The 11,555-nt window shown below is 53.6% G+C and carries 11 protein-coding genes; 6 read left to right on the top strand and 5 right to left on the bottom strand.

Features of this window, described 5'->3' with window-relative positions:
- From AC2FNR_RS04660 to AC2FNR_RS04675, 4 genes are all read left to right on the top strand, one after another.
- A partial coding sequence (locus AC2FNR_RS04660) for an adenylate/guanylate cyclase domain-containing protein (RefSeq protein ID WP_496848248.1) occupies positions 1-1,872 on the top strand: 1,872 nt, incomplete at its 5' end.
- 257 nt (positions 1,873-2,129) lie between these two features.
- Entirely contained in the window at positions 2,130-2,486 is a 357-nt protein-coding gene (locus AC2FNR_RS04665) for a cupin domain-containing protein (RefSeq protein WP_496848249.1), read from the top strand.
- Positions 2,487-2,635: 149 nt separating this feature from the next.
- Positions 2,636-4,363 carry an adenylate/guanylate cyclase domain-containing protein gene (locus AC2FNR_RS04670; protein WP_496848250.1) on the top strand — a complete coding sequence of 576 codons (1,728 nt, stop codon included), beginning with the start codon at positions 2,636-2,638 and terminating at the stop codon, positions 4,361-4,363.
- A gap of 253 nt (positions 4,364-4,616) precedes the next feature.
- Entirely contained in the window at positions 4,617-5,312 is a 696-nt protein-coding gene (locus AC2FNR_RS04675) for an alpha/beta fold hydrolase (protein WP_496848251.1), read from the top strand.
- A 225-nt stretch (positions 5,313-5,537) separates the two neighbouring features.
- Here AC2FNR_RS04675 and AC2FNR_RS04680 read toward each other — a convergent pair whose 3' ends face one another.
- Complete coding sequence (locus AC2FNR_RS04680; RefSeq protein WP_496679537.1) at positions 5,538-6,440, bottom strand: LysR family transcriptional regulator; 903 nt, start codon at positions 6,438-6,440, stop codon at positions 5,538-5,540.
- Between the two features lie 90 nt (positions 6,441-6,530).
- On the opposite strand from AC2FNR_RS04680, the gene AC2FNR_RS04685 reads away from it, so the two are divergent.
- Both AC2FNR_RS04685 and AC2FNR_RS04690 read left to right on the top strand, forming a co-directional pair.
- Complete coding sequence (locus AC2FNR_RS04685) at positions 6,531-7,259, top strand: pirin family protein (RefSeq protein ID WP_496848252.1); 729 nt, start codon at positions 6,531-6,533, stop codon at positions 7,257-7,259.
- An 18-nt stretch (positions 7,260-7,277) separates the two neighbouring features.
- On the top strand, positions 7,278-7,868 hold the full coding sequence (locus tag AC2FNR_RS04690; protein ID WP_496833693.1) for an isochorismatase family protein: 591 nt from the start codon (positions 7,278-7,280) through the stop codon (positions 7,866-7,868).
- Positions 7,869-8,072: 204 nt separating this feature from the next.
- Here AC2FNR_RS04690 and AC2FNR_RS04695 read toward each other — a convergent pair whose 3' ends face one another.
- From AC2FNR_RS04695 to AC2FNR_RS04710, 4 genes are all read right to left on the bottom strand, one after another.
- Positions 8,073-8,999 carry a DMT family transporter gene (locus AC2FNR_RS04695; protein ID WP_496848253.1) on the bottom strand — a complete coding sequence of 309 codons (927 nt, stop codon included), beginning with the start codon at positions 8,997-8,999 and terminating at the stop codon, positions 8,073-8,075.
- A 197-nt stretch (positions 9,000-9,196) separates the two neighbouring features.
- Positions 9,197-10,210: a GlxA family transcriptional regulator gene (locus AC2FNR_RS04700; RefSeq protein ID WP_496848254.1), complete on the bottom strand. Its 1,014-nt coding sequence runs from the start codon at positions 10,208-10,210 to the stop codon at positions 9,197-9,199.
- A gap of 343 nt (positions 10,211-10,553) precedes the next feature.
- The gene (locus AC2FNR_RS04705) at positions 10,554-11,258 is read right to left on the bottom strand and encodes an SDR family NAD(P)-dependent oxidoreductase (protein ID WP_496848255.1); all 705 of its coding nucleotides are present in this window, start codon (positions 11,256-11,258) and stop codon (positions 10,554-10,556) included.
- 12 nt (positions 11,259-11,270) lie between these two features.
- Positions 11,271-11,555: hypothetical protein (locus AC2FNR_RS04710; protein ID WP_496848256.1), on the bottom strand; the 285-nt coding region annotated here is incomplete at its 5' end.

Below are 11,555 nucleotides of genomic sequence, written 5' to 3' on the forward strand. Positions count from 1 at the left end.
CGCCTTACCACTATCTTGAGTATTGACGTCGTGGGCTACTCGCGACTGATGGAACGCGATGAGGCAGCGACGCTGGCTGCACTAAAGTCGCATCGGTTGGAACTCATTGACCCCTTTGCAGCGAGTTTTGTTGGCAAGACGATCAAGTTGATGGGTGATGGTGCGCTGCTGGAGTTCGAAAGCACCGTACAAGCAATGAAATTTGCCGTTTCTGTTCAAAACGAAATGATATCTCGAAATTCGGACGTTCCAGAAAGCGAAAGAATTGTGTTTCGGATCGGCATAAACATCGGAGATGTGATTGCCGAGGATGGAGACATTTATGGTGATGGCGTCAACGTCGCTGCCCGCCTTGAAGGTTTGGCCGAGCCCGGAGGCATTTGCATTCACCGCAGCGTAAGGGACCAGGTGCAGGACAAGCTGGATCTGAATTTCAAGGATCTGGGTGAGACCGAAGTCAAGAACATAGAGAGACCAGTCCGAGCATTCGAAGTCATTCTGGATGACAAGGCCAAAGCTTTGGCTATTTCAGAGCCAATTGCGCATACGAAACCACCGATATCCAAGTGGGCGCCAACGCTTGTCGGTGCAGTATGCATCTGTTTGGTGCTGGTTGCGGTCATATGGTGGCGATCCAGAGAAGTGGCACCCCTGGCCGAACAAGAAGAGTTGGTGCTTGCCATCCCGGACGTTCCTTCCATTGTCGTTTTGCCTTTTGAGAACCGCTCAACGGTTGAAGAGATCGGCTATCTGGCAGAAGGCTTTGGAACAGCAATAACAACGCAGCTGTCGAAGTTTCCGCAGCTATTTGTGATCGCTGGTTCGACTTCGATTAGCTTTGCCGACAGTTTGGTCAAACCGCGAGAAGTAGGCCGAGAGCTCGGTGTACGATATGTTTTGTCAGGCGGCGTTCAGAGCGTTGGCGAGAATATTTCAATTAATTCTACGCTCATAGAGACGGAGTCTGGGCACGCTCTATGGTCGGAACAATATGACGTTGGGATCGAAGAATTGTTTGTGGCACAGGCCGACCTTGTTAGGGAAATCGTATCAACCCTGAAAATAGTAGTAGAAGAAGAGGAAATCGCGTCGTTGAAGAAACGACCGACTGATGACCCACAAGCATATGAACTTTTTCTGAAAGCTGTCGCGAAGAGCAAGCTGTTGAACACTGCAAGTCGGCAACAGGCAATTGACCTGCTGGAGCGAGCTATAGTTCTCGATCCAGACTACCTTTCTGCCCATATCGAACTGAGCGGTCGCTATCTTAGCCTCTGGCGCTTTGGAGGTTCAGACGATCCAGAGACTGCGCTGAACAACGCTCGTCAGCACACCGAGCGCGCGTTAGAACTGGATCAAACTGACTATCGCGTTCAACATCGCTTGGGACAGCTACATTTATTTGCAGACCACGATCACCAACTCGCATACGAGGCGTTTCAGCGCGCAACTCGGGAGAACCCAAATGACCCGGAGGTCTTGTATGACATGGGCTTTTTGCGCTCGCTTATGGGTGAGCCAGCCGAAGCGATTGAGTGGAACATCAAGGCAAAGAGGGTCAACCCGCGTTATCCCGGCTGGTACAATTTTAATGCTGCACTTTCTCATTTCCTAATCAGGGACTACGAACAGGCAATTCTGCTGGCAAAAACCGGTATCTCAACCTATCCAAAGTCGCTTCCTCCGCGCCGCATCTTGGTCGCAACACTCGCAGAAATGGGACGTCTAGAAGATGCACAGGTTGAAGCAAAGAAATTGCTCGAAATCAGGCCGGACTTCCGTGTTTCTGCACACAGAAACACACCCTTTATGCATAAAGAGGACCAGAATCGGTATTTTGGTGCAATGATTGCAGGTGGGTTGCCTGAATAGCATAGTTTTCGGAAACCTGAATACTGTCGTCTTGCGCAGTGATCAATAATTGAATTGATCCCAGACAATGGCAATTCGAGCCTCATCTGTCGAATGCAGCGAGTTTCACTAATGACAACGAAGCGCGGAAAGCGGAAGTTAGCAGCGGGTTGTGCCAAAGCCGTCCATGCAGGCGCGAGCCGATTTGTGCTATGATCACGGCTGAGGAAATCAAAAGCCGAGTCTTCGATTGATCACCACGCACCAAGGGAGTTTCAATGAAAAAGATGTCTTTCAGGCTGATACCCAACCCAAACGACATGGTGGCCTCGGATTTCACCGATCCTGGCTCCTTCACGACCAGTGATACGAACGAAAGAAACTGGTTCAAGTTTGCAAACGACGACGAGACTATTCTCTCGGGCGTCTGGGAATGCCCACCCTGTCGTGAAGAGATCGATGCTTATCCGGTACATGAAATGATGACCGTGATTTCTGGGTCCGTAACACTGACGCATCCTGACGGAGACGCCGAGACCTTCACGGCTGGCGATACGTTTTTCATCAAAAAAGGGAGCAGGTTGATCTGGGAGATCACAGAAAAATTGCGGAAGTGCTACATGATCGCCTCCTAGGAAGTTCGTATTGCGAAGCGATCCCTGCGATCAACCTATGATAAAAACAGACTCGAAACATACATTCTCCGGTTGCTGCACGAATGGTAGCTATGGGTTGCGAACGGTGTCCTAGAGCCCTGAGCGGGCTTCGTAATCAGCCAGTTGGAGTGAAGAGCCGCATCTACTATTGTCAAAGCATGTCGAGCAAGGGACAACAATTGCAACGAAAGTTGGCGGCAATACTGGCCGCGGATGTCGTTGGGTATTCGGCGCTCATGCACAAAGATGAGCACGCTACACTTCTAATGCTTGATCACCTGGAAAGTGACATCGTCACCCCAACAATAGCGGGCCAATCAGGTCGGGTCGTGAAGAGCATGGGTGATGGTTGGTTGGCGCGATTTGACAGCGCGGCGCAAGCTGTGACCGCAGCAATGCAGCTACAAGAGCAGTTGGCCGAACACTCGTTAATGAACATGCGGATCGGTGTTCATGTGGGTGACATCACAGAAAAAGGTGACGACATTTTGGGTGATGGTGTAAACATTGCCGCGCGCCTTGAGAGAATTGCGCCAACCGGTGGCATCGCTATTTCTGAACCCGTACACTTGAACATTGAACACACTCTGGCAGACGCGTTTAAAGCTGTAGGGAAGAAGAAGCTCAAGAACATCGAGCGCAGCCTGGATGTGTGGATTCACGATGGACCGCACCAGGGCGCATCGCAAAGCTCGCATTCTTTCACAGAGACCAGCTTGCCAAAGCTCTCCATCCATCCTGTGACGTGCAGCGACCAACGCACTGAACTAAAGGAAATGGCCGCAGCTCTCACTTCAGATTTCGGTTCTTATTTTCGAACGATCAACTGGTTAAACGCGGCGATATCCTCCACGGAGCCACCAGAGGGATATACGCTTCGCGGCATGCTGCGTGGACACGGTGACCGATTGCGTTTGGAAGCCCGCTTAAATGACCCTTCAGGTTCTGAAATCTGGACTCAGAAGTTCGACGGTTTGGTCGAGGCTATCTTCGATTGGCAGGACGAGGTCGTAGAAAAGCTGTTGGATGCCGTTAGTGGGATCTTGATCCAGTCTGAGACCGCAAAACTCTCCGCATTGCCAGAAGACGAACTGACCGCCGAGGAGTGCGTCCTGATGGGCATGATCGCTTGGTCGGATGCCGGTATCGACAGTTACGAAGAGACGTTGGCATATCACGCCAGGGCCATTGAGGCTAAACCAACCCTCGCTGCCGCCTATGCTGAAGCAATTTGGACAATGAATGGCGCGAGAACCTATGATCTTCGTCGCGAGCTGTCACCCTACTATGAGAAACTGCCACGCTGGATCGAGGCCGGACGACACATGGCAGGGCAGAGCCCGACGCTTGATTTGAGTGTTGCCGTGGCTGATTACAATGTGGATGGGGATGCGGATCGACTTTCTGTGGCGCTTGAGCAAATCCGGCAAAGAGCGCCATTAGATGCCCGCCTGAATTTGTTTATGGGTTGGGGATACAACTGGGCCGGGTTTCCTAAAATGGCATTGAGTTGCTTTCAGACGGCGCTTCGGTTGGGCCGATATGGAGCCGTTTTCGTGGGTGCTTCCGGAGGTGCCGCCACCTCTTGCGTAATGCTTGGTCGAGACCATGATGCTATCGCCTTTGCAGAAGCAGGTCTGCGCTTCTCAAAAAACTATGCCGCGCTCCACAGCACGAGGGCCGCTGCTCACGCAATGCTTGGGGAACCTGAGAAAGCGTCTGCGGCTTTGGCGCAAATGCTGCAAATGGAGCCTAGTGAAACGATTTCGAAGTGGCGTAGCAACGTGGACTATGGCGGCTCTGAAGGCGCTAAACGCTACTTTGAGGCACTTCGCCGGGCAGGGTTGCCAGAATAGCGGTGCCGGAACCAAGTCGCGCTGACAAATCCGGCAGCTTGATCGCGCATCTTGGTAACTGCAAAGCACGGATTTGAATGTCCGCTTCGGGCTGCGACAAGCCAATCGAACGGATTGCAGATAATGGTGACTCTGGGCTCATTTCAGAAGTGTACTTTTGCAGATGCTCGTGCTGAACGTCCAATCGATGCTGTGGACGAGGCGGCCCTGTTGAATCTACTGTCTTTGCAGTATCGATGGAGTGGGGCGGGTTATGGCGACATTTGTATTGATCCACGGAGCGTGGCAAGGGGGATGGTGCTGGGCTCGCGTAGCCGCCCTTCTGCGCAAGGAGGGCCACGACGTTTTCACCCCGACACTGACAGGGTTGGGTGAACGTGCTCACCTCGTGAGTGACGAAACCGATCTGGCCATGCATATCGAGGATGTCCTGGGGGTAATCAGGTGCGAAGAACTCTCTGACATTGTTTTGTGTGGTCATAGCTATGGCGGCATGGTTGTCACCGGAGTGGCGGATAGAGCGCCCGACCACATTCGCTCGCTTGTGTACCTCGATGCGCTCGTGCCGGACGATGGGCAGGCGGCCTTGGACGTTTTGCCTACGGATATCGCGGCAGGGCTTCGTGATAGTGCTGTCGATGGCAAAGTCGCGCCGGGCCCAGCGGAGGCTTTTTCGGTGAATGGAGCAGACTGTGCGTGGGTGGACCGCCGAAATGTCGCCCAACCAATCAAGACATTTGAGCAACCGATTCAACTGGTGAGCGGCGGAGCCAAGGTGTTAAAGCGGACCTACATCTATGCCACCGGCTGGGTCCCAGGGCTTGGCCAACCGTTTTTTGAGCGATACCAGCATCAGTCGGGGTGGACAGCAATTTCGGTGCCATTCGGGCACTACGTGATGATCGATAGGCCTGAAGACTTGGTCCGAATGCTAATGTCCGCAATTTGAACGTGGCCGTCGATTCTTGCACGAGTGGGCAGACAGCGAAATCGCCCGTATAAGAATGGTTATTGCTTCCTTCCCGATTGTCCTACTTCAACCACCGCTTCGGGGAAGATGTTGCACATCAATACGTCAACCAGGAGGTCTCGCACCATTAAATTTTTAGCGGCTTGTTGATTTGAGCTAAGTGGATTCCACGTACCGTCATACAGCTCAGTCGAGATTGACTGGCTACAACAGATGTGCGGATTTTAGTGCCTCCATAACGTATTGCCGAACCGCAGCGACCTGCGGAGCGGCCAAGCGTTCAAGGCGGCAAAGTAAATTCAGGGGAACTGGTTCGGTAGACCATTCAGGAAGAAGGCGCACGAGGTTGCCAGCGCGTTCATCCTGTTGCGCCAGCAATGTGGGCAGCATGGCAACTGCATGCCCCGTTAAAACTGCTGTAATTGCGAGCTCCATCGTATTGACTCGCAAGCCGACGGGCGGCGCAACGGCCTCACTTTGACCTGCTTCGTTCTTGAATAGCCATTTGCCTGATTCTTGTGTGCGCAAAACGCATGACACCGAGAGTAAATCAGCAGGCTGGTTGACGGTTCTCATCCGCTCCAATAGCAGCGGGCTCGCGTAAGGTGCCCGCTGCGCTGGCGGTAAGGCTGCCGAGATGAACCGTCCTTTATCGGCGGGGCCGGTCCTGAATGCCAGATCGATGTCTTCTGTCGCAAAATCCGACCTGGAATCGTCTGCATGAAGCTCAAGTTCGACATTTGGATAGCGGGATTGAAGCCCAGTCAGGAGCGGGACAAATACGGTGCCAAGCAGGCTATTGGGGCCCGAGACCGACACTCGACCAGCAATCTTCCCGCCTCTGGCGAAGCCAAGCTCTGCCTCTGCCTCAAGCGCTGCGTCAACAGGCCCCGTGCAGATCTCGAATATTCTGCGCCCGGCTGAGGTCGGGGTCACCGCCCGACCTGACCGGTCCAGCAATACCAGCCCCAATTCAGCTTCGAACAGCGCAAGCTTCTGACTGATCGATGATTTCGTGGTGTTCAGCTCTGCCGCTGCTGCACTCATCGAGCCAGCACGAACAGTAGCCACCAGGGCCTTGGCGCAGGAATAGAATCTATCGTTCATAATTACGAACAGTAGTTAACAAAGGGATCATTTTCCAGAACGAATGGAGTCCCTAAATTCTGTCCCAGCGAACAGGCCAGGATATGAGAAATGCAGACAGATACGGTCTACCACCCCGCCGCGACACGCGAGTTCAAGGACTTCGGCTTCATGCAAGCGTATATGTCGTTTAAGCCGCATCTGGAAGCAGGGCGGCGCAGGTTCGGCCCGCTGATCACAATCGATGACGGCACGCTGTCCCCCGGCGCCAAGGGATTTGGCCTGCATCCGCATCAGGATGTCGAGGTGGTTACCTTCATGGTAGACGGAGAGGTGTCACATATCGATCCAGTGGTGCCCGTTCACAACGGCACTGTAAAAGCGAAGGGCCTTCAGGTGATCTCCGCTGGCACCGGTATCCTCCACAACGAAGTGAACAACTCGCGGACAATGCCGATGCGAGCTCTGCAAATCTGGTTCGAGCCGCAATTCGAAGGGTTGGCGCCGGCTTATTCCAGCAAAGAGCTGGAAACCGCGGACCACACCAATCGGTTCCAGCTGGTGCTGTCGCCCGACGGTGCCGAAGGCTCCCTTGTTGTACAGCAGGAAGTGCGTCTCAGTTACGGCAAAATGGACCGCCACGGCGTGCTGAGTTTCAATCCGCACAGCCCTGATCGCAGCCTCTACATCTTTATGATCGAAGGCGAGGCAACTGTTACTGGCCTCCCCCTTGGCAAAGGAGATGGGCTGGGACTGCTCCGTGCCGGGGACCTGGCGATTGAGGCTTCAATTGGAGCCGAACTCCTGATCTTCGAATTGCCCTCATCCCATATTTCTTAACCACAAAAGGACATCAACATGACCTCCACGAAAGTGACCCCCGACAACGCAGCCATCGTTCTGATCGACCACCAGGTCGGCACAATGAATTGGGCAAAATCCGTTGACCGCGATCTGATCGAAGCCAACACCCGCGCCCTCGCGCGGACGGCGACCGAGCTTGGCATGCCGCTGGTGCTGACCTCCAGCATGGAAGACAACATGCAGGGGCCGCTGATGACCACGCTGGAAGAGATCGCGCCGGATGCATTCGCCGCGCGGATAAAGCGCCCCGGCGTAGTGAACTGCTGGGATGACAGCGCCTTTGCAGATGCCTGCCGCAACACCGGGCGCAAGCATTTCATCATGGCAGGCATCACCACCGACGTCTGCCTTGCCCCGCCTGCAATCAGCGCCGTTGACGAAGGCTTTGCCGTGACTGCTGTAGTCGACGCTTCCGGTTCTCCCACCGCGCTTACGGATGAGATGGCGTTCCGGAAGATGGAGCGCGGCGGTGTCGACCTCACCACAACCAGCGCGCTGCTGGCAGAGCTTGCGGTCAATTGGGCTAGCGAGACCGGCCAGAAAATCATGCAGATCCTTGGTGAGGAAATCCTGAGCCGCGGATAAACTCTCCGATCCGTCACAAACGATACGGGAACTGCCGCCCTATCACAGGGCGGCAGCTATTCGCGTTTGAATGCCGTTCAGAATGAAGTAGCAAATGGCCTTTTCTTTGCGCACGAAACTGCAAAGTCTAGTTGCGAAGGTCCGGATTGGGCTGCCACCTGTCTATCAAACTGACTGTAGAAAATGATAAATCTGAGCCCTGCACTACTGCTTCGGCGATTTCGCGAGAACGGCAGATACTATGTGCGTCTTGCGGCTTCTAGTGATCGCGATTGCACCCAGTACTAACGCACATGCCAAGGCTTGAGGTAAAGTAATGGTTTCGCCAAAGGCTAGAAATCCAACAGCAAACATCGTGGGTAACTCTATGCTTCCTACCACCGCAGTTTGAGAAGCCCCAATTACGGGTGAGCAAATCGTATAGATAAGTTGGGGCACGAACGCGGTGACAAATCCAATACCAACAATGAGAAGCCAATCGGATTGTTCCCCCGGGAGCAGCTCTCCAACTTGAGCGCCAAGGATGAGCGGCGCAAGGCCCAGTACAGACCCCAGAGAAACTGACGCGATGCGTGCCAATGGCGCAATCCGTGACAACCTGTGTACGAGGACGCAGATTCCGAAGCCAAACCCAAATGGGGCAGCAAGGGATAGCAGCAGAGTTGGTAGGTGCTCCGCAGGCACTGATGCGGGCGAGCCAGCAATGACGGCTGCCACCACAATCAGACCAGAGGCCAACAATGCGCGCCTCGTTGGTGCATCAGCGAACACGGCCCAAGCAATGATCAGAGTGAATACTGGATAGGTCATGTAAAGCACACCCACTGTCGATGCGGGCAACTTCTCCAGCGCCGTAACATACCCGATCCATCCAAGCCCCATTACGGCTCCAGCTGAAAGGCCCCAAGTGATCACTCGCCATTCTTTTCGGTGCAAAATGAGAACAGGAAGCAGAAGAATCGCCGCAACAATGTAGCGGTAGAATGCGACTGCATAGGGTGCGACGCCCTGTTCGGTCAGGCTGCGGCTGAAATAGGGAACCAGTCCGAAACAGATTGAAGCAAAAAGAACACCAAAAACTGCAAGTGCGTAAGGGATGGACGGTCGATTTCGCGCAGATGTCGTTGCCATAATCTGGAGCTATCACGCATATTCTATTTCGTCTTTAGAGATTCGAAGAACGACAGCTTTGTCCGCATCTAAGAGAATGCAAAGCCTAGTAGAGAATGCCTGCTTAGGGCTGCGAGCAGTCACTTATGTGTAAGGCCGTGAAAGGCGACACCGAGCCCTAAGCGATCAATAGGATTGCCAATCTTAAACACCGTCCATCAGGAGTAGTTTGAGAACCGAGACAGGCCGAACATTTTGCGGTGTTCGACAGGAGTCAGTCCTGTCTTTCGTTTGAACAACCTCCTAAACGAAGGCGTATCGGCATATCCGACTGCTTCTCCGACCTCCACCACGGAGCAGTCGGTAGTTTCAAGCAACTGGCGGGCTTCTTCAATTCGCAGCGCCAAAACGTAATCTTGCGGTGACCTACTCGTTGCTTTGCGAAAGCGTCGTGCAAACGTAGTTGGCGACAACCCGGAACGTTTAGCCATTTCTGCGACTGGGTTATCGATGGCGTAATTGTCGGAAATCCATAGTTGAGCCTGTGAGATTATGGCGTCAGCATGAGGTGCCGTAGTGATCATTGAACTGAATGGTGACTGAAGTTCTCCGCGGTTAGCCATAAGCCAGACTTTTGCTGCCCGCACCGCCTTTTGCGTGCCGCCGTAATGCGCGATCAGGAACGTTGCGAGTTCCTGCCACCCGGTTGTCCCACCCGACGTAACGGGTCCGCGAGACGCATCAGCAAAGCAAAGGCCGCGGTCGATGCGAAGCCGCACATTTGGGTAAAACCTTCGAAAAAGGCCTTCCCAAGCCCAATGTGTGGTCGCTTCAACCCCATCCAAAATACCTATTTCCGCCAAATAGACCGCCCCTGTACAGGCTGACACGATACGCGTCTTGGCCAAGTCGCGCTTAGCAAGCCACGCTAAACAAGGATGTAGTTCGGGGTCGAGCCGGTCGTGCGGTGAAAGTGTCAGTCCAGGTACGACAATAATATCAGCGTGGTCTGCGTTCTTAAATGTCTGGTCTGGCACGATCCATATGCCACTTCCGCAACGAAACCCTTCAATGTTCGGTCCAACGAGACTGACGTCAAACACCGGCATAGGCTCCTCGCCGCTCACCAAATGTTCCCAGTCCCGCCCAGCGGCCACCAAAGTGTCGTACAGGCCAAACACGCTGGAAGCGCTGGTTTCTGGGGTTGCAACGATTTGAACCGAATATGGCATCGGCAAAATTCCCAAAGTGGTGAATTTGCCCCCTTATTAGCCGTTCCGCCACTCACGCAAAACGAAAAATGTCGTGCAGTCTTCAAAGGCACGAAGTTCGCTGGAGGTGTTAGCGATGATGAACGCAGTTTGGAGATTATTTTTTGACCGTGAAAAGCCGATCTTTTTGAAGAGACTAGCGCTCGGAAAACTTAGCCGAACAGATGACCAAGGAAGAGGAACCGACAACTGCAAAGTGACGGAAGAGATGTGGAAATCGGTGATCTATATTGGACCAGGCTGTTCACTGGTGAGAGACCGTTAGTTTGAGCATTTTCAATGTCAGCTTCGGGTTGTCAGAGAGCTACCACTTTTCTCCGAAGGGTCGAATGTCGAGCTCGAATGTCCAAGCCGACTTGTCTTGTCGGGCCAACATCAGAGCCGTCTCCGCAATCCGCTCTGGCTTGATAAAGAAGTCGTCGGGTTCATCTGGAGCAAAGTTCGTCCGTGTGTCCTCGGTGTCAATCACACCGTCGATAACGAGATACGCCACATGTATGCCCCGCGGGCCGAGCTGCTTGGCCAGTGCATTTGCCAGCGTACGTTGGGCAGACTTTGAAGGAGCAAATACCGTCGTCCAAACGTTCCCACGAAGTGCAGCGGTCGCGCCCGAAACGATGATCACCCCGGAACCACGTTCGGACATCTGAGGTCCTAGAAGCTTTGCGGTGGCAAAAAGACCAAGAGCCCCGACGCGCCAGCTCTGCTCGAACTCGATCTCCGAAACGTCTTCAAGCGTTCCAAACTGTGCGAGGTCTGCGTTGTAAATAACGACATCAATTTCCCCTAGATCGCTCTGGACTGCGGTAAGCGCTTTTTTCAAGCTATCCGGGTCTCCGGCGTCGCATCTGTAGGATCGAACTGACGTATCAGTTGAACCCTCGTCACCGAATGTGGCGCCCGAGCGGCTCAGCAGTGCGAGAGAGTAACCGGCATGCTTGAAAATCTCAGCGTATGCGGCGCCCAATCCAGGGCCAAAACCGATGATGACGCAAACCTTGTCATCCATGACTTCTTCTCCTTACAGCTTTCGTCTCTCTGCAATCGTAGCACAAAACTCTTTTGGTTCGTTTGATGAGGGACAGCAAAGTTCGCAAAGCCAGAATTGCAAAGGCTTGTTTTGAATGTCGGGTTTGGGCTGAGATCGGTCCTCAGAAACGATTGAGCCAACGGCAAATTTGTCCGCAGACCCGCCATCCGCCCAGACTGTTTGAACGTCCGCACCCGCCAAAACCGAGCAACCTCCTGCATCTAAATAAAGAAGCAACTGCAGGAGATTGATCCATGAAGTACCTGTCTGCCCTCG

This window comes from Ruegeria sp. SATB045 (assembly GCF_059613525.1).

What these genes read in the sequence shown, in the direction of transcription:
- AC2FNR_RS04665 (WP_496848249.1), top strand. Translation starts at nt 2,130, where the DNA reads ATGAAAAAGATGTCTTTCAGGCTGATACCCAACCCAAACGACATGGTG.
- AC2FNR_RS04675 (WP_496848251.1), top strand. Translation starts at nt 4,617, where the DNA reads ATGGCGACATTTGTATTGATCCACGGAGCGTGGCAAGGGGGATGGTGC.
- AC2FNR_RS04680 (WP_496679537.1), bottom strand. Translation starts at nt 6,440, where the DNA reads ATGAACGATAGATTCTATTCCTGCGCCAAGGCCCTGGTGGCTACTGTT.
- AC2FNR_RS04685 (WP_496848252.1), top strand. Translation starts at nt 6,531, where the DNA reads ATGCAGACAGATACGGTCTACCACCCCGCCGCGACACGCGAGTTCAAG.
- AC2FNR_RS04690 (WP_496833693.1), top strand. Translation starts at nt 7,278, where the DNA reads ATGACCTCCACGAAAGTGACCCCCGACAACGCAGCCATCGTTCTGATC.
- AC2FNR_RS04695 (WP_496848253.1), bottom strand. Translation starts at nt 8,999, where the DNA reads ATGGCAACGACATCTGCGCGAAATCGACCGTCCATCCCTTACGCACTT.
- AC2FNR_RS04700 (WP_496848254.1), bottom strand. Translation starts at nt 10,210, where the DNA reads ATGCCATATTCGGTTCAAATCGTTGCAACCCCAGAAACCAGCGCTTCC.
- AC2FNR_RS04705 (WP_496848255.1), bottom strand. Translation starts at nt 11,258, where the DNA reads ATGGATGACAAGGTTTGCGTCATCATCGGTTTTGGCCCTGGATTGGGC.